We start from the raw sequence: 17788 nt of genomic DNA, 5'->3' as shown, positions 1-17788 counted from the left end.
GGGCTCACCTTGGCTATGATTACGGCAAAATTCAACCAGCAATGATGATCAGGCTTTTGCCGGATCAGATGGCGCCGCCTTCGGAAGAGGCGGCTCCGCAGGGCCATCAAAATGGACCTCGCTTTGAGGAATGGGCATTTTGATGTCTTCTTCCTTAAAGCGCTTGAGAATGGCGATCCGCAGATTATTGCGAACCTTTAGTCCCTCGCCCATATCGGCCAGCATAAAGCGAAGCTCAAAATCGAGCGAGTAAGCGCCAAAGCGCAGGAATTCGACATGCGGCTCCGGATTGCGCAAAACCTGCGGAATATCCCGAACCAACTCCAGGAGAATGTCCATGACCTTTTGCGGATCGGAATCATAGGAAACCGAAACAGGAATCTCCGATCGACCCACCTTGTTTCGATGCGTCCAGTTGCCGACCATGCCGTTGATCAGGTCGGAATTGGGCACAATGATCGACTGCTTACGGAATGTCTCGATTTCGGTAGCTCGAACCGAGATGCGCGTCACAATGCCCTCAGCCGTTCCTGAGATCACGTGATCACCCACCTTGAAAGGCCTCTCCACCAACAGAATAAGACCGGAAACAAAATTAGAGACGATATTTTGCAGGCCAAAACCGATACCGACCGACAAAGCAGACGCGACGAGAGCGAAACTGGAAAGATTAATGCCTGCCGCTGACACCGCGATGATCGTGACGATGCCGATCCCAAGGTAACCAATCCCGGTTTTCACCGAGTTTCGGACACCGAGATCAGCATGACTGCGCGCCATGATATTGTTGTCAAGCCAACGCTGAATCCACCGGGTAGCGAAGTAGCCAGCGGCAAAGACAAGAATTCCGGTCAAAAGGCCAAGCAGCGAGAAGTTGATGCCCCCGACTTTGACCTCCGTGAAGAGCTTGATTGCAAAAATCTCAAGATCTTGAATGTGGAAACCCCACATCAGCAAGATGAGCGGAATGCCCGTCATCAGCGCAACAGCGTAAATCAGCAGGCCAACGAGCAGGCCGATCTGGTCGACGACGACAGGACCCAAGTTGTAGCGTCGCGTCACGAACTCGCCGAGAAACGTGTCAGCAAAAACACCTGTCTGTGAAATCGCCCGTCCCGAAAGAATGCCGATATACATGGTCACAACGAGGGCGCCTGTTATGATCAATTGAACGGAGATGAAGCGCGCAAGTCCTACGTAACCTGTCAGCACAGCGCCGATGAGCACGATACCGAGTATCCGCAAAGCAATGCGCAGGCCCTTCGGCCAATGCCGTCCGGGTGAATCGGGATTGCGATCGCGGGCCAGCATAGGCCTGCCGAACGACACCGCAAAAAGAGTTCCACCAACAATCAAAGAAGCAAAGAGGCTGCGGATAACTGTCAGCACGAGAGGCGAGCCCATGGCTTCGCTGATGCTGCTCAGGAAAAAATCGACCGCGGTAACTGCAGCAAGGGAAACGAGGCAAAAACTAATCGTACGCGCGCCGCGATTGGAAAGCCTCACCAAACGCCATTGCGGTTTGTATGGCGCGAACACAGCATTTGTGAATCGATTCACAAAATACACAGCGCCTATGCAACCGAAGAGCGCCGCGATGACTGGAGAGATGTCGGGTCTCAAAACATTGAGGTTATAAAGAAAAAAGTAGGATGTCGTGAGAAAGGCACCGATGGAGGCAGCGCGCACAATGGTCGACCAGAAGGCCACCGAAAGGCGTGTCATATAAGAGGGTCGCTCCTGCCTGTCTTGCTGCTGAAGGTATCGCCCAAAAAGCCTGTAGCCGCCAACCAAGATCACAGCACCGACGCCAAGCGAGAAAGCGAGTGCGGCAAACAGGGCTACCCGCTTAAATTTCCAGACAAAATGAAACCAGCTTATAAGCGCGGTGCCAAAATCACGAGCTTCGTCGCGAAAGGCACTGCGGGCGTCATCGAGCACTTGAAGAGAAACATCGGTCTGTCGGAACAGCGTTTCCGTAAACAGGCGCCTGCGCGTTTCGATTATCTGATTGCTGAGGCGACCAACGGCTCCCGACAAGCTCTCGGCGTCTCCCTGTAGAGCACCGATCTGAGAGCGCACCGACGTCAGGGAATTTCTTTCGTCCGAAACCAATTTTGGCTCCGGCGGCTGTCCGTCCTTGGGAGGATCGCCGATTGCCGACAGACGTGTTTTAACTTGTTCCAGCCTGCCATTCAGTGCGCCGGTGAGCGCTGCGACATTGCGCGAGAGCTCATCCGCTTTAGCCGCGAGATCGACGAGGGCGTCGTCATTGCTTCCATTCGCGTCAACGCTTGCTTTCAGCGACTCGAACTGCTTCTTCGATTTTTCGAGATCTCCCGAGATTTGCGACAGTTGACCGTCGGCTGGAGCCTGTTGTTGCGCTTGCTGCCCCGCTTGAGGCTGTTGGTTCTGATCAGCCTGCGCGGTCGCTTCATGACCGAGGCAGACGACGAAGGTGCTGCACAGAACAACTGCGAAAAGCAGGTGGCGAAAAACAGACGTTGAACGCAAGCTAGCCTCGATACAAGAAATTTGTCCGTCAGGAGGTATCGTCTTTTATTGCAAAGAACGGCGACAGAAAGGCACAATTCCAGAACGAAATACTTTGGCGGGGAATATGTTTGGCCTAGGTAGAGGATGCGCAGATGCTAGAACGATATCAGTCCATCGGGAAGGAAAGAAGAGCCTTCGTTCCCTTGTGGGTCCCGTCATAGCGGATCTGAGATTTAAGGCTGCCTGCCATCGCCGTCAGGATCTTGGTGCCAAGGCCTGTGCCCTTGGATGGGCCACCGGGCGTAAAACCGACACCATCGTCTTCGACGCTCACGTCGATGACATTGTCCTTTCTCGCCGATACCGAGACACGTATCTGCCCGGCCACGCCCGACTCATAGGCATATTTAAACGCGTTGGTGACGAGCTCACTGACAATAAGACCCAAAGTGATAACCTTGTCAGTCGCCAGATTGATAGGATCAGAGGTCAATTTTAGCGTATGAGGTCGTTTGTCGTCACGCATAGACGCCTCCATCTCCTTGAGGAGGCTGCCCAAATACTCGTCGATCTGGACCGTTCCTACCTGACGGTTGGTATAAAGGCGGCGATGCACGCTGGCGATCGCGTTGATGCGCATCTGGGTTTCCTGCAGCGCATCGATAGCGACTTGGTCAGTCGTCATGGAGGCTTGCATTCTGATCAAGGCGCCGACGAGACCCAAACTATTGGCGATACGGTGATTGACCTCAGCAAGAAGCATTTCCGCATGATCGCGTTGCTGGCGGATCACTTCCTGCGCCTGCTCCGTTTCACGTCGGAATCGTGCTCGTTCCAGCCCCTGCTCCAGCGCAGCCATAACCAGATCGAAATAATCCGGCGATACGCCCTTCAGAACGTAATCTTCAGCACCCGCCTTCAATGCGGCCACTGCAACGCCAGTGTCCACTGACGCGGTCGCATAGATCACCGGCGGATGATCCTTCATCGCGATGATATTGGGCAAAATATCGAGGCCAGTTTCGTTGTCGAGAAAATGATCCAGAACAACAGCCGCTATGCCGCCTTCCGCCAGGCGCGCCAATCCGCTAGCCCCGTCTTTGACCCACTCCAGCTTGAAGCCGCGGCGCTCAAGGTTCTTGCGCATTAACCTGGCAAGGGCTTCATCGTCATCAATGTAAAGAATGCAGATATCACGATCCGCATTCGTCTTCCCCTCAGTCATTCCGCCTCCGGAAACCATATCAACGAGAAGAGTCGCTTCCGGCCGAACCATTCTCTGCTCCATTCCTGGCGGATTATTCGCCCTATCTTGCGCGCACGTAATGAGTTAGCTCTCGCGCGCAATCTTCTGCCACGTCATGTAACTGAACACAGCACAAAGCACTTTTAAACGCTTGAGATGGCAGAAAGTTCCTTCGGTCGAGAAAAAATCTTGAAGCGCGTGAATTCGACGATTCTTAAAAAGAAAAGTCTAAACGCCTGCTAGACTACTGCGCTGCGCCGAGCAAGTGAGATCCTGCAAGCCTGTCGGGTCTAGAGCATACTCACCTTCACAAGGTCGTTTTTTGCACAAGAAAGTGCAAATAACTTTCGCCCGCCACAGGTCACATTGATTTGAGTACTGAAAATTCACCGTCTCGCCAACACGAAAACGTACAACGAGTGCTGGACTGATTTGAAGAGGAAGAAAATCTATCTCGTCCTATGAGCAACGATCAATGTAGCTTTCGGCGTAACAAATATTTTGGCGTCCACGGCGCGCTTGAAAACACTTTTCATCGTCGTGGGAGGATTTGGTGGGTGATGTAGGGCTCGAACCTACGACCCGCTGATTAAGAGTCAGCTGCTCTACCAACTGAGCTAATCACCCGTCCGTGCTTGTCTGCGCGGTGTGAGGGGGCGTATAAACATGAACGTGGACCTTGTCTAGCGGGCTTCTCAAAAAATCTTCATTCCGTTGGAAAAACCGGCGCATAACTGGAATGCAGAAGGCTCAAAGGTCGAGCACGCCGTCCGCCACTTTCAAGGCGTGTCCACCGATACGCGCATTATTGATAAGCCCGCCTTCAAGATCGATATGCAGATGAATATAAGAGGCGCGCCCCATTTCCACACCCTGTTCAATTAAGATCGGATAATGACCGTCGACCGGCTTGTCGAAATGAACGACAGCACCGGAAAACGCGGCTGCCGCCGAGCCTGTCGCGGGGTCCTCGATCAGGCCCATGTCGCTCGTGAACATACGCGTATGAAAATCTGCCGCATGATGTATCCCGCTTCGGCAATAGACATAGGCTGAAGCAAGGCGGCCATCGACGAAGGGCGCCGTGTGCTCCCAACTTTGCGGATCGAACTCGATTTGCGCCGCTGCTCCAAGGTCCCGCACGGGAATCATGATGAAAGGCACGCCAGCAGTCCATAGAGACGGAACGTGATTTTCAAAACCGAGATCGCTTGATTTTAACGAGAGCGAATTTGCAATGCCGTGAAGATCAAGCGGCAGTGTTATCGACTGAGGTTTTCTCGGAAGGTCAAATTCGGAAAAGCTCACTTCCCCCGGGCGAAGTCTCACAGCGCATCGCACTGGCCCGATCTTTTCCTCCAGCATGCACACGACGTCGAGTTCAACATCCCCGTGCTCGCGCTCGGCAAGCGCAATCGCCGTTCCAACGGTCGGATGACCGGCAAATGGCAACTCGGCAGATGGCGTGAAGATTCGCAGTTGCGCTTTACACGCAGGAGCCTCGCTAGCAAGTAGGAAGACCGTTTCAGACAGATTGAATTCGCGCGCGATGGCTTGCATCGTCTCAGTGCTCAGCCCTTCCGCATCGAACACGACTGCGAGTGGATTGCCCTTCAGCTTTTCCTCGGTAAAGACGTCGTAGATGCTGTAGCTGCGCGCCAAGGGGGCCTCCTCTCGTTTGCCACTGACGCAACCTGCCTGAGCCGTTTCCCGAGTGCAACCCGCCTTCGCTACTTCGCTGCGGAGAAATACCAATCGATGATCGGAAGCATGGACACGTTATAAGGAAAGGCCGCTGGATCAGCAGAACGTATGGCAACGGCGCCGGCGATTTCCTTATCTTCTGCTACGGCCATGTGTTTTGTGATCCGGTAAACGATTTCATCAGCGGTCATATCGAATCGGTAGACCTTGAATATTGGAACCGTGTGGTTGAGATGGCACGCGTAAAACCTGTCGCCCGCCTGAGCGTCCGCTAGATCTAAACCAGTCTCTTCTTTCACCTCCCGGGACATATTGGCATAGAGATCGCAAATGCCATCGCGCACGTCTTCTGGCTCGAGCGAGCCAGCAGCGAAGTAAACCTGCCCCGCATTCGCTGTATGAGAGGCCATCCGAATGGCGATGAGCGCACCGTCGGAACTTGCAATCACGGCATAGGCAAAGACGTGCACCGCTCCCAGCCGCTGTGGCCGTTTACGCCACCACAAGAACGCTGAGTAAGGCGTGATGTGCCCGACCCCTGAAAGCTGATTGTCTTCGAGAACAAGGCTGCTCATCAAAAGCATGCGCCCATCGAACAGACTGGGATTTGCTTTCGTCTCCTCATGCCAATGCGCATCGATTGCGACGCTATTGGGGATAACGAGAGGATGGCCAGTCTCAGTGATCTTGAGCTGAATCGACTTCAGCGGAAAGACCGTTCGCTCTGGTGGCCAGTCTGCAAAATGTTCGGAGGCTGAGTTCATTTCATGATCCACTAAAACGAGGGATTTATCCCCAGAAAGCGCCTTGGTTAACATGGCCGCTCTATTCCAATAAGGCCCTCATCTACCTGAAATCGAAAATGGTCAAAGCCGCCAAGCCCGTTCGATTGTCAAATTGACCTGATCGCCGGGCTTGAACAAGATATCGCTATAGCCAAGGATAAATTTGTCGGGACAGACGCGCATTTTAAGAACATAACGCTCTCCCTCGAACACGCATTCTTCGACGACAGCGGCAATTCCCTGAGCGCCAATTGCAACATGTTCAGGACGCACGAGGACATCCGCAAAGTATCCGACCTCATTATCTGACAGAATCGCCTGTTGGAAGGTGGGTGCGTCGAGCAGGCGCGGCTCCAAGCCTTTAAGGCTGAGCGAAAGTATCACGCCTCTTCCAACCAGCCGCCCAACCACCTTTCCCTCCGGTTTTGCATAGATATCCGCGGGCGGTGCGATCTGTAAGATCTGTCCTTCCGACATGATCGCAACATCCGTGGCAAGAGCCATCGCCTCGGCCTGATCATGTGTTACATAGATCATCGTGGCCCCGGATTGGCGGTGAAAATCCCGGAACGTCTCCTCCATCTCCTGGCGAAGGTGCCGATCAAGGTTTGCCAGCGGCTCATCGAGCAAGACGACCGAAGGCGTCGTGACAATACAGCGCGCCAACGCCACACGCTGACGTTGACCGCCGGAAAGTTCGGCGGGCCTACGGTGACCGTAATCGGAAAGGCGAACTGCATCCAGCGCCGCAGCTACCCTGCGTTTATAGTTTTCGCCCCTTAGTCCTCGTATTTTCAGAGGGTAACCCACATTATCCGCCACCGTCATGTGGGGCCACAAGGCGTAGGATTGAAAGACCATCGCCATGTTGCGATGCTCAGGAGGCACCAGTCGATTCGCGTCGGCAAGAAGTCGGTCGCCGAGATAGATGGCACCGCTGGTGGGGCTATCGAACCCGGCAATCATGCGTAGGAGCGTTGTCTTGCCGCAGCCAGATGGACCTAGAAGGGCGAGGAAAGCACCGGGGCGCACATCAATAGAAACGTTCGAGACAGCAGCTCGTCCTGACTCGAACTGTTTGGAGACGTTGCTCAAACTCAGCTTTTCCACGGAACGACTCCACGAGGCAGCCAGCGTGCCAAATAGTCAAGGCCAAGCATTAGGCCTGCAACCATCATCACCACAAGCACCGACAGAGCCGATGCGAGGTTTGCACTACCACTGTCATCGAGATTGTAGATGACAACGCCAAGCGTTTGAGTCCCGGCTGACCAAAGCAGCGCCGAGACGGTGAGCTCGTTGCAAGCAATCAAAAAGACCAGGATGACCGACGCGCCTGCCGCCGGTGCGATCAAGGGTACGATAATCGTCGACATGCGACGGCCAATGCCAGCCCCCGCAAGTTGCGCTGCTTCTTCGAGAGCAGGATCGAGCTGCCGAAACGCGCTGAATACCGGCTTCAGGCTGACGGCATAGAAGGTCGACAAATACGCGATAAAGATGATCCAGATCGTGCCGTAGAGTTTCACCTTGAAGAACGGAAGCGGCGCCGCAAGAAGCAAAATGAAGGAAATTGCAACAACGATTCCGGGCAACGAATAAGGAACCTCGATGCAAGCAGCAATGAAGCGAGAAAATCGATCACGCCGCTTTGTGAGAAGATAGGCTGTGAAAACGCTGATGATGAGCAAACAGATTGCGGCGCCCGCCGCCAGACCGAGCGAGTTGATGAATGCCGTCTTTGTCACAGCCTGGCGAAAGATCACTTCGTAATAGGCACCAAGCGAAAATGACTGCCACGTCAGCGCCACGCCGTAAGCCGGCACAAGGGAGGCTGCCAGCAAAGCAAAAAACGGCCCGACAAGAATGAACGCGAGAAGAAGAGCAAGCACGCTTACAGCCAGCCTTTTGAACGGCCCAATATCAAAAGCAGCGATCGAACCCGTTATTCCCAAAATGCGGTAGTCCCGCCCGCGCAAAGCTCGGTCCTGAACGAAAAGGCCTGTGATCGAAATAGCCGCGATCATGGCAGAAATTAACGCCACTTCGCCAAAGGTTGTGCCGGTGAATGCAGAGAATTTGGTAAAGATCAGCGTCGATAGTGTATAGATCGAAGCCGGTATCCCCAGGATCGCAGGGATGCCGAAATTTCCCGTGCAGGAAACGAAAGATATAGCTGCGCCAGCGATAATTCCGGGCAATGCAAGCGGGATGATAATGTCGCAGAAAGCACGCCAACCGGAAGCGCCCGAAATTCGAGCAGCTTCAATTGCCTCGCGCGGCAATGACATCAGCGTTGCGCGCAACGCAAGATAGACGAGCGGGGCGTGCTGAAAGCCATAAAGCAGCGAAATGCCGCTAATCGAATAGAGGGGCTGTTTCGAGCCAAGCGGCGGCGCCAAATGCAGCATCTTGAGAAGCGCGCTTGATGGTCCGAACATTTGCACCCATGCCAACGCCGTGACTTGTGGCGGGATCATCATCGGAAGGACGAACAGAAAGCTGAGCAGACCCTTCTTGGGGATGTTCGTCAGTGTCAGTAGAAATCCGAATAGGCAGCCGATGGCCAATGAGAGTCCTGTCCCAAGGCAAGCGGTAATGAGTGTGTTACGAACAGCTTGCCATACGGCAAGATCGGTGAGAATTGCTGCGGTCCCGCCATTCCACAGGGCTGAAATACCGACGACCGCAAGACGAGCAAGCGGTAGGACGCAGAGCAGACCAACGAAGACAATGATAAGCGACGGCAGCCAAAGCGGCTGCCGCCTGTCTACCTGGATATGATGCGCCATGCGCCTCTCGGCCTAGTTGGATCGGTAGATCGACGTGAATTTCTCAAGATCCGCTTTCATATCTTTGAGGGCGTCGGTTGAATTGATAGGAAGAACTTTGATCGTGTTACGCGGCGGAAAACCGGCAGGCATGGGTGTATCGTTTCGGGCCGGAATGTATCCCAGCTGGACGAAACCTTCCTGACCTTTTTCAGAGAGAAGATAATCAACGAATTTCTTGGCTGCCGGCATATTTTTTGAAGTCGAAAGGATGGCAACCGGCTCGGTCACAGCGGAAACGCCTTCTTGAGGAAAGACGAACTCCACCGGAGCGCCTTTTGCCTTCTCCCTGATTGGTAGGTAGTCAACGACCATACCATAAGCCTTTTCACCGGTCGCAACAGCCTTCAACACAGCGCCATTGCCTCCAACCGCGACTGCGCCGTTTTCGCCGAGCTTCCGGTAGTAGTTCCATCCGAGACCAGGAACGGCTGCCAATGTTTGAGCATGGATCAAAGCAGCTCCAGATGTAAGCGGGCTCGGCATTGTTACCAAGCCTTTTGCCTCCGACTTGGCGAGGTCTTCCCAACTTTGCGGCTTCATCGTCGCTGCAGTGTTGTAAACAATTCCCGTGGTGATCAATTTCGTCGAGTAGTAATAGCCGTCGCGATCATAAAGGCTTGCATCGAAGTGCGCCGCTTCAGGCGACTTGTAAGCCGAGAGTTTGCCCTCTTGCTTCAGACGCTCCAAGGTCACTGTATCGGCAATCAGCAAAACATCCGCAGCGGGACTTCCGGCGGCTATTTCTGCCTCCAGCTTCGCCATGATCTTCGGCGTTCCGTCGCGCACCCAATCAACCTTGATCTCCGGGTTGGCAGCCATGAAGCCGTCGACGGTCGCTTGCGCGTCCTCATTCGGCTGACTGGTGTAGAGAACCAGATTTTCTGCCATCGCGGTCAGAGGCGAAAATACTGCGCTGAGCAGAACGGCGGCCGTCGCAATGAGGGTCTTCATAAGCTTATCCTTAAAAGAGCTTCAGACCGTTCCTTAGAGAGGCCGCTTTACAAATTTGTGACAAGCGTACTGATGCTGTCTCGTTCTTGACGTCGATAGATAGCCGCTATCTTATCGGTTTCAATCATGAAGTTGGGAGACGAGGAAAATGGAATATCGGCAGCTTGGACGATCAGGCCTGAAGATTTCGACATTGACGATCGGGACGATGACCTTTGGCGGCAAGGGCTGGGCAAAAAAAGTTGGCGATCTCGGCGTATCGGAATCTCGGCGGCTGATTGATCTCTGCATCGATGCGGGCGTGAATCTCATCGATACCGCAGACGTCTATTCCGAAGGTGCCTCCGAAGAGATCCTCGGCGAAATAGTCGGTGGACCTCGCAAGAACGGCCTTTTGATCGCGACCAAAGCGCGGTTTCCAATGGGCTCCGGACCAAACGATGCCGGGCTTTCCCGCCATCATCTCATTCAGGGTTGCGAAGCAAGCCTGCGTCGCTTGAAAACCGACGTAATCGACCTTTATCAAGTGCACGAGTGGGATGGTCTTACGCCTCTCGAGGAGACGATGGAGGCCCTCGACACATTGGTGCGGCAGGGGAAGGTTCGCTACATCGGATGCTCCAATTTTGCAGCCTGGCATATCATGAAGGCGCTGGGCGTCAGCGAGCGGCATGGCTTCCAGCGGTTTGTAAGTCAACAGATTCACTACACACTTGAAGCACGGGATGCGGAAAGCGAACTTCTGCCTGTCAGTATCGATCAAGGTCTGGGCGTTCTTGTTTGGAGCCCATTGGCAGGCGGTTTGCTTTCGGGAAAACACAGACGGAACCAGGCTGCGCCGGAGGGTACACGCCAATTCGCCGGTTGGACCGAGCCGCCGATCCGCGATGAAGATCGCCTTTGGAACATCGTGGAAGCGCTCGTGGCTATCGGCGAGGACCGCGGCGTTTCTGCAGCACAAGTGGCGCTCGCTTGGCTCCTTGGGCGAAAGTCAGTCACGTCACTTATCATTGGTGGCCGCACTGAAGAGCAATTCAAAGATAATCTCGCCGCCGCAGATCTGGTTCTTTCCAGCGAAGAGCGTCAGAGGCTCGACAATGTCAGCCTACAGCCCCTCGCCTACCCCTTCTGGCATCAATGCAATACGGCCAGTGATCGGTTGAGCGAAGCGGATCTGCTTTTAATCAGCCCGCATCTCGCAAAGAACCGAAGCTAATATGCAGCGCTCGAAGGAGCTCTCCGGCGCATGACGACCGGCGTCGCACCGAAAATCCTCGGCGGCTTTCGAGCCGCCGCTCACATCACGACCTGAAATCTTTCCACCCGTATCTGTCGGAAAAACTATTCGCTTATGCGACGTTTTGCTTTGGAAAACCAAGCCGGCCTTGCAAAAAACAAAGGCGATTGTGCCGACAACGTCTAGGATGTCAGCGGATCCTTAGCTTGTTCGATAGCAGCGACGGGTCTTGCCCTGCCAGCCTCGGCTTTGCTCGAGGCAAGCTCCTCTGGGGATACCAAACCACCGGAGATCAAAACCTTTGCCGCCTCTTCTGGCGTCATGTCGAGCACGACGATTTTCTCCCTTGGGACGTAGATAAGAAAACCGGCCGTCGGGACAGGCGTTGGCGGGAGAAACACCGCGACCATATCAAGTCCCATCGCCTCGAACTTGGTGGCAATCTCGCCCTTAGCGTCAGTCGCGATAAAGACCAGCGCCCACAAACCAGGACTTGGATATTCGATCAACCCGACTTTCTTGAAGGAGTTACCCCTCTCCTTCAAAACAGTCTCGAAGATCTGCTTGACACTTTTGTAGATGCTTCGCACCAAAGGTACGCGGTTAACAAGCGACTCCGAGAACTCAACGATACTGCGGCCAATCAGGTTTTTCCCGAGGAACCCGATCACCGTGATTGCGATCAACGCGATGACCAGACCGGAGCCCGGAACAGCAAAATTGAGATAACTGTCCGGGTCATACCGCGCTGGAATGTAGGGCTTGACCCAGCTGTCGGCCCACCGCACCACCGACCATGTGAGCCACAGTGTAATGGCGATCGGCGCACAGATGATGAGCCCAGTCAGGAAATTGTTTCTGATTCGCGTCGCAATGGACAGTCGGGGCGCTTTTTGATCCATCAGGCGTCGATGATTTCTTTGCTCGCGTGGCATCCGTATAAAGGCATCCCCTCATTGCCCTCGTTGCAAAGCTGACAGAATTGCAGTGTCAGCACAACTGCAGACACTGTTGATTTTTTTGTGAGGTCATCTTCGACAAGCAACGCATGAAACATCCGCGATCTTCAAGGGCGCAGCATAATCTTGCCGCCCCGGCCGGACCTCAAACTTGCGGCTGCGGCCTGAGCAGCCTCGCCAAAGGCATAGGTTTGATCGACCGTAAGCTTCAGGCTACCATTCTGCACCGCTTGGAAAATTTCACTTATCATGCCGGCTTTGTCTGTTGCGGAAAGTGCCGCGCCTACTTTCGAGCCCCAGAACCCTTTCACGATGGCTTGCTTGAAGATGAGATCCCCCGACGATAGCTGCATCGGTTCACCGCTCATTGATCCGAATGAGATCAGCGCACCTCCCTCCCCAAGGAGAGAAAGAAGCTCGCCGCTCGCCTCGCCGCCCACGGAATCAATTGCCGCAGAAATCGGATCCGATGCGCACAGCGTTTGTACTTTCTCTTTCCAATCGGGCGATGCGGTGGAAATTGCCTTGCCCACACCTACCTGAGCGAGTTCGTCGACACCTTCGTCCCGACGCACAAGATTGATGACATTGATCCCCATCGCTTCCGCAAGCACTGCAACCATCTTGCCGACAGCTCCATTTGCCGCGTTTTGAATAATCCACGCGCCCGATTTCACATCCAGGAAGTGGATGAGCATCAGGGCACTAAGCGGCATGGCAATGATTTGGGCCGCCGCGCTGTCATCGATACTGTCCGGGACCGGAACGAGCAAAGCAGCAGGAGCTAGGAAAAACTCCGCCCAGGTTCCATGCACGGCAGCGACCGAGACGCGCTGACCGACCTTGACGTTCGTAACATCAGCTCCCAGAGCATCCACAATACCGACGGCCTCGCTGCCTCCCACTGCGGGAAGTTCAGGCTTGTAGCCATATTGGCCGCGCACCGTCCAAAGGTCATGATTGTGGATCGGCGACATGATCGTTCTTATCCTCACCTGGCCGCTTGCAGGCTCGGGCACGGAACGCTCGCCAAGTTTCAAAACCTTTGCAGGATCGCCGAAGCTCTCGTGGATAACACCGCGCATGATCAACTCCCTTGGCTACTTTCTCAAACTAAGCATCTTCGCGGCGCACAGTCCAAAAAGACGCTTTCACTGTGGTTTTGCGCATCATTCGAGATCCAGGCGTTTCCGCTTGGTTCAAAATGCACAGCAGAGCATACTGAATTGCCCTACTCTACCGTAACCGATTTAGCGAGGTTGCGCGGCTGGTCCACATCCGTCCCCATAAAAACTGCAGTGTGGTAGGCAAGAAGCTGTATCGGCAGTGAGAAGATCATCGGTGCGATGATCTCATCCACATTCGGCAAGACAATACTGGCCATGGTGGAAAGGCTAGAAGCCGCGGCGCCGGCTTCATCGGTAATGAAAATAATACGGCCACCCCGCGCAGCGACTTCCTGCATATTCGAGACGGTCTTTTCGAAGAACCTGTCATAGGGAGCGATGACGATGACCGGCATTTTCTCGTCGATCAACGCGATCGGCCCGTGCTTCAACTCCCCTGCGGCATAGCCTTCAGCATGAATATACGAGATTTCCTTGAGTTTAAGCGCGCCTTCCATCGCGAGCGGAAAACTCGTGCCGCGTCCGAGGTAAAGAACATCGGGGCATTTCGACAGTTCTCGCGCCAGGTTTTCGATTTGAGGCTGGACCAGATTCAGCACATTGCTCATGATGCGAGGCATCTCTGCAAGATGCCGAACCATTTCACGCTCACGTGCTCGGTCGATATGACCTCTCGCTTTCCCAGCGGCGATTGCGAGCGAGGCAAGCACCGCAAGCTGGCAGGTGAAAGCCTTGGTCGACGCGACGCCGATTTCAGGACCCGCCATGATCGGGAACACGGCGTCGGATTCCCGCGCGATGGTTGATTCCCTCACGTTGACGATCGCGCCAAGCTTTAATCCAAGCTCCTTGCAATAGCGCAGCGAGGCAAGGGTATCAGCGGTCTCGCCGGATTGAGAAATAACGAGCGCAGCTTGGCTCGGTGATAGCGGCATTTCCCGGTAGCGAAACTCTGAAGCCACGTCGATTTCAACCGGAAGCCGCGCATAGCGCTCGAACCAGTATTTGCCGACCAGACCTGCGAGATAGGCAGTGCCGCAGGCAGTCACGGCAAGACCGGTGAGTGACTTGAAGTCGAGTGCCTGGGCTTTCTCACCCACTGTCTTGTCAGCGAAATTCACGTAATTGGCGAGCGCGTGGGAGATGACTTCCGGCTGCTCATAAATTTCCTTTTCCATGAAATGACGATGATTGCCCTTGTCGACGAGATAAGCCGTCGCTTGGGAGATCTGTTTTTCGCGATGCAGTGGATTGCCTTTGAGATCAACAATCTCCAGTCCACTTTTTGTCACGAAAGCGCAATCACCATCGACGAGATAGGTCACTTCGTTTGTAAACGGGGCAAGTGCGATAGCATCCGAACCGAGGAACATCTCACCCTTGCCGTATCCCACAGCAAGCGGAGGTCCAGACCGTGTCGCCATCAGCATATCGGGCTCGTCACGCAGCATGACGGCAAGTGCAAAGGCGCCTTTGATGCGGTTGCACGTGGTGAGCATAGCATCTCGCGGTGTCATGCCTTCACGCAGATATTTCGCAACGAGATGCGCGACGACTTCCGTGTCCGTCTGGCTCAAGAACACGGCGCCTTCATGCGTCAGCGCTTCACGCAGTTCGGAAAAGTTCTCGATGATGCCGTTGTGAACTACAGCAACGCCTTCCACAAAATGCGGATGCGCATTTGTCTCGTTCGGAACGCCATGAGTGGCCCAGCGGGTGTGTGCGATGCCGATATTGCCGGCTAGCGGTTCGGCGGAAAGTCGGCCTTCAAGATTGGCGAGCTTTCCTTCGGCGCGTCTTCTGTCGAGTTGCCCGTCATGGATCGTGGCAACGCCGGCAGAATCATAGCCGCGATATTCCAGACGCTTTAGTGCATCCACGAGACGGGCCGCGACGGGTTTCTCACCGATGATGCCGACAATTCCGCACATGTCTATGTCCTTAAATTCATAGTCTTATAAATTCATGAGTTGCGCAGATAGGATGCCGAAACAATGGCGTCTCCAAGGTCATCGCTACGCCAGAGGTAATCATTCCATCACGATCCGCAATCGTGATTGCGGTCACTTTACATTGCGCCAGATTACTATCGCGGTCAGCTCTACGTCCCTTTTGGCGCGCTCGACGCCTTGAACGCTAACGCCCGCTCACGGATTTGACGTGCCCTTTCAAGCTTGTTCTCCTGACGGGCGCGTCCGAAAGCGAGAGCCTCATCGGGAACGTGATCGGTGATCACGCTGCCGGAAGCGACATAAGCGCCGTTGCCTATTGTCACTGGAGCAACCAGCGATGAGTTTGAACCAATAAACGCGTTTTCGCCAATGACCGTCTTGTGCTTGTTTACGCCATCATAATTGCACGTAATGGTTCCCGCGCCGATATTGGTTTGCCTCCCGACTTCAGCATCGCCGATATAGGTCAGGTGATTGATCTTCGCGCCGGCAGCAATATCAGCATTTTTAATCTCGCAGAAATTGCCAACGCGGGAGCCCTCGTTAAGCACAGTGCCGGGACGCAGCCTCGCGAACGGGCCAACCGAAGTATTTTCCTCCACCCTGGCCCCCTCGATATGCGAAAAGGCGTGAATGACTGCGCGAGGACCAATGACGACACCTGGGCCGAAGACGACATTAGGCTCGATGAGCGCATCTTGCCCAATGATCGTATCAAAGCTCAGAAAGACGGTTTCGGGAGCAATCATTGTGACACCGGAGAGCATGATTTCGTGGCGGCGGCGCTCTTGCCAAAACCGTTCGATCAACGCCAGTTCTGCTCGGGTGTTGCATCCCGCCATTTCGGCTTCGGGTGCATCAACGGCCGTAACCTTGCCGCCCAGACTGCGCGCGATCTCAACGACGTCGGTGAGATAGTATTCCCTCTTGGCGTTCGCGTTCCCAATTCTCGTTAAGTAGTCGAGAGCCTTCTTGCCATTGATGAGCATCAGGCCGCTGTTGCACCATTTTAATGCGCGCTCCGCATCGGTGGCGTCCTTCTCTTCGCGGATTGCGATCAGTTCACCATCTTTGACGATGAGACGACCGTAGCCGGTGGGCTTTTCCGTATGAAACCCGATGACAACAACATCGCTGCCATCGGCGAGCGCAGAGCGCGCGGCCGTCAAAGGTCCCGCTGTTTGAAGCGGAACATCACCATAGGTGACAAGGATGTCGTCGTAGCCGCGTGCGATCGCCTCTCGTGCGGCAAGCACTGCATGCCCTGTACCCAGGCGCTCCTTTTGGAGATAGCTTTCTACCCCTATATTCGCCGTTGCCGCGGCTTTGCGCACCGCGTCGGCATCCCGCCCCACGACAAGGGCTACTGTCGAAACGCCAGCGAGAGCCACAGCTTCCACCACATGGCCAATCATCGCTCTGCCAGCGATTTCATGAAGCACCTTCGATTTCGAAGACCGCATTCGGGTGCTATCGCCAGCGGCAAGAATGATGGCAAGACAGGTGCGTTCCATAGATGGCTCCAAATTCGCCTAACTGCGTGTCTGCCTCTTAACAGTAAGAGCTTGGCGGCACCAAGACGAAATTGCAGCTCAACCCACTCGTTAAAACAGCCTCATTGCGCGGTTCAGTTTCCCGCGCCAAAGCATCGACGCCAACCTGAAAAGGCTCTGCACTATCAGGAGACCCAGCGAGGCCATTCCTGATCGACAGAGAACAGCCCTGAAACAAGCAGCTAGGCGCTTTGCACGAAATCCGCATAAGCCTCGTGAACGTGATCCTGGCCATCGATGATCACAGCCTCCATGGCGCTGCGCGCGCCATCTGCGTCTCCCGCTGCGATGGCGTGAACGATGCGCATATGCGTCTCCGCAATGTTGGAAAAGCCGTTTTGCGAAGGTGGCGTGCTGATTCGAAACATGCCGATCAACGCAGCTTCGATCAAACTTCCGAGTGTCCGCATGAAGGGATTGCGGGAAGCTTCGGCAATTGCAAGGTGGAAGCGAAGGTCGGCCATTGCAAGGCTCTCTGGCGTATGTCCTGGCACTGCCATGGCCTCTGCCAGTTCAGTCAACCATTTCACATCCGAAGTGTTGGCTCGTTTCGCGGCAAGGGCAGCTGCAAAGGGCTCGAATGCGAGGCGAATATCGTAGAGCTGCGTTAAAAACGTCTCGGTGACACCATTTTCGAAGTGCCAGACGATGATATCGCTATCGAACATGTTCCACATGTTCTGTTCAGTCACCCGCGTGCCAACGCGCGCTTTGGCAACGATCATCCCTTTGGCCGCGAGCGTCTTCATCGCCTCGCGCAAGACCGTGCGTGATACCTTAAACCTCTGAACGAGCTCAGCATCCCCTGGAAGCAGCGTTCCTACGGGAAACACACCGCCGACGATCTCACGACCAAGCTCGTCAACTACTTGCGCATGACTCGACCGGCCCTTCTTGCCAGCGTGGCCTGTCTCAAACAACCTGCTGCGCAAGTGCCCCCCAAA

13 protein-coding genes and 1 tRNA gene are annotated in these 17788 nt (G+C 54.6%); 1 reads left to right on the top strand and 13 read right to left on the bottom strand.

Going from position 1 to position 17788, the window contains the following annotated elements:
• Positions 1-48: 48 nt before the first annotated feature.
• The 8 genes from VQ830_RS03355 to VQ830_RS03320 all read right to left on the bottom strand — a co-directional run bounded on the left by VQ830_RS03355 (position 49) and on the right by VQ830_RS03320 (position 10016).
• Positions 49-2514 (bottom strand): mechanosensitive ion channel family protein, encoded by a 2466-nt coding sequence (locus VQ830_RS03355; protein WP_438617158.1) that lies wholly within the window; start codon positions 2512-2514, stop codon positions 49-51.
• Positions 2515-2662: 148 nt separating this feature from the next.
• Positions 2663-3721 (bottom strand): sensor histidine kinase, encoded by a 1059-nt coding sequence (locus VQ830_RS03350; RefSeq protein WP_337266662.1) that lies wholly within the window; start codon positions 3719-3721, stop codon positions 2663-2665.
• Between the two features lie 572 nt (positions 3722-4293).
• A tRNA-Lys gene (locus VQ830_RS03345) sits at positions 4294-4369 on the bottom strand.
• A 123-nt stretch (positions 4370-4492) separates the two neighbouring features.
• Positions 4493-5404, bottom strand: coding sequence for a PhzF family phenazine biosynthesis protein (locus VQ830_RS03340; RefSeq protein ID WP_337266661.1), 912 nt, complete (start codon positions 5402-5404; stop codon positions 4493-4495).
• 68 nt (positions 5405-5472) lie between these two features.
• The gene (locus VQ830_RS03335; protein ID WP_337266660.1) at positions 5473-6210 is read right to left on the bottom strand and encodes an NUDIX hydrolase; all 738 of its coding nucleotides are present in this window, start codon (positions 6208-6210) and stop codon (positions 5473-5475) included.
• A 102-nt stretch (positions 6211-6312) separates the two neighbouring features.
• A complete protein-coding gene (locus VQ830_RS03330) occupies positions 6313-7341 on the bottom strand; it encodes an ABC transporter ATP-binding protein (RefSeq protein ID WP_337266659.1) in 1029 nt (342 codons plus the stop codon).
• Entirely contained in the window at positions 7329-9023 is a 1695-nt protein-coding gene (locus VQ830_RS03325) for an ABC transporter permease (RefSeq protein WP_337266658.1), read from the bottom strand. The genes VQ830_RS03330 and VQ830_RS03325 overlap by 13 nt, the downstream gene beginning before the upstream one ends.
• Before the next feature lie 12 nt (positions 9024-9035).
• On the bottom strand, positions 9036-10016 hold the full coding sequence (locus VQ830_RS03320) for an ABC transporter substrate-binding protein (protein ID WP_337266657.1): 981 nt from the start codon (positions 10014-10016) through the stop codon (positions 9036-9038).
• A gap of 148 nt (positions 10017-10164) precedes the next feature.
• Here VQ830_RS03320 and VQ830_RS03315 point away from each other — a divergent pair, with 148 nt between their 5' ends.
• Positions 10165-11232 (top strand): aldo/keto reductase, encoded by a 1068-nt coding sequence (locus VQ830_RS03315; RefSeq protein WP_337266656.1) that lies wholly within the window; start codon positions 10165-10167, stop codon positions 11230-11232.
• A 203-nt stretch (positions 11233-11435) separates the two neighbouring features.
• Here the strand turns inward: VQ830_RS03315 and VQ830_RS03310 are convergent, their stop codons facing one another.
• From VQ830_RS03310 to VQ830_RS03290, 5 genes are all read right to left on the bottom strand, one after another.
• Complete coding sequence (locus VQ830_RS03310; RefSeq protein WP_337266655.1) at positions 11436-12155, bottom strand: DUF502 domain-containing protein; 720 nt, start codon at positions 12153-12155, stop codon at positions 11436-11438.
• 164 nt (positions 12156-12319) lie between these two features.
• A complete protein-coding gene (locus VQ830_RS03305; RefSeq protein WP_337266654.1) occupies positions 12320-13297 on the bottom strand; it encodes a zinc-binding dehydrogenase in 978 nt (325 codons plus the stop codon).
• Between the two features lie 146 nt (positions 13298-13443).
• Entirely contained in the window at positions 13444-15270 is a 1827-nt protein-coding gene (glmS, locus tag VQ830_RS03300; RefSeq protein WP_337266653.1) for a glutamine--fructose-6-phosphate transaminase (isomerizing), read from the bottom strand.
• 170 nt (positions 15271-15440) lie between these two features.
• Positions 15441-16805, bottom strand: a complete 1365-nt coding sequence (gene glmU / locus VQ830_RS03295) for a bifunctional UDP-N-acetylglucosamine diphosphorylase/glucosamine-1-phosphate N-acetyltransferase GlmU (RefSeq protein ID WP_337266652.1) — start codon at positions 16803-16805, stop codon at positions 15441-15443.
• 221 nt (positions 16806-17026) lie between these two features.
• Positions 17027-17776, bottom strand: coding sequence for a FadR/GntR family transcriptional regulator (locus tag VQ830_RS03290; protein ID WP_337266651.1), 750 nt, complete (start codon positions 17774-17776; stop codon positions 17027-17029).
• Positions 17777-17788: the final 12 nt, after the last annotated feature.

Source organism: Oryzifoliimicrobium ureilyticum (assembly GCF_037199735.1).
Classification (GTDB): Bacteria; Pseudomonadota; Alphaproteobacteria; order Rhizobiales; family Rhizobiaceae; genus Rhizobium; species Rhizobium ureilyticus.
Note: the sequence above shows the minus strand (reverse complement) of the source record. Positions and strands in the feature narration are given on the sequence as shown.

Bases quoted from the DNA above. Each gene is read 5' to 3' on its own strand.
- VQ830_RS03310 (WP_337266655.1), bottom strand. From the start codon at position 12,155: ATGGATCAAAAAGCGCCCCGACTGTCCATTGCGACGCGAATCAGAAAC.
- VQ830_RS03315 (WP_337266656.1), top strand. From the start codon at position 10,165: ATGGAATATCGGCAGCTTGGACGATCAGGCCTGAAGATTTCGACATTG.
- VQ830_RS03320 (WP_337266657.1), bottom strand. From the start codon at position 10,016: ATGAAGACCCTCATTGCGACGGCCGCCGTTCTGCTCAGCGCAGTATTT.
- VQ830_RS03325 (WP_337266658.1), bottom strand. From the start codon at position 9,023: ATGGCGCATCATATCCAGGTAGACAGGCGGCAGCCGCTTTGGCTGCCG.
- glmU (WP_337266652.1), bottom strand. From the start codon at position 16,805: ATGGAACGCACCTGTCTTGCCATCATTCTTGCCGCTGGCGATAGCACC.
- VQ830_RS03350 (WP_337266662.1), bottom strand. From the start codon at position 3,721: ATGACTGAGGGGAAGACGAATGCGGATCGTGATATCTGCATTCTTTAC.
- VQ830_RS03335 (WP_337266660.1), bottom strand. From the start codon at position 6,210: ATGAACTCAGCCTCCGAACATTTTGCAGACTGGCCACCAGAGCGAACG.
- VQ830_RS03305 (WP_337266654.1), bottom strand. From the start codon at position 13,297: ATGCGCGGTGTTATCCACGAGAGCTTCGGCGATCCTGCAAAGGTTTTG.
- glmS (WP_337266653.1), bottom strand. From the start codon at position 15,270: ATGTGCGGAATTGTCGGCATCATCGGTGAGAAACCCGTCGCGGCCCGT.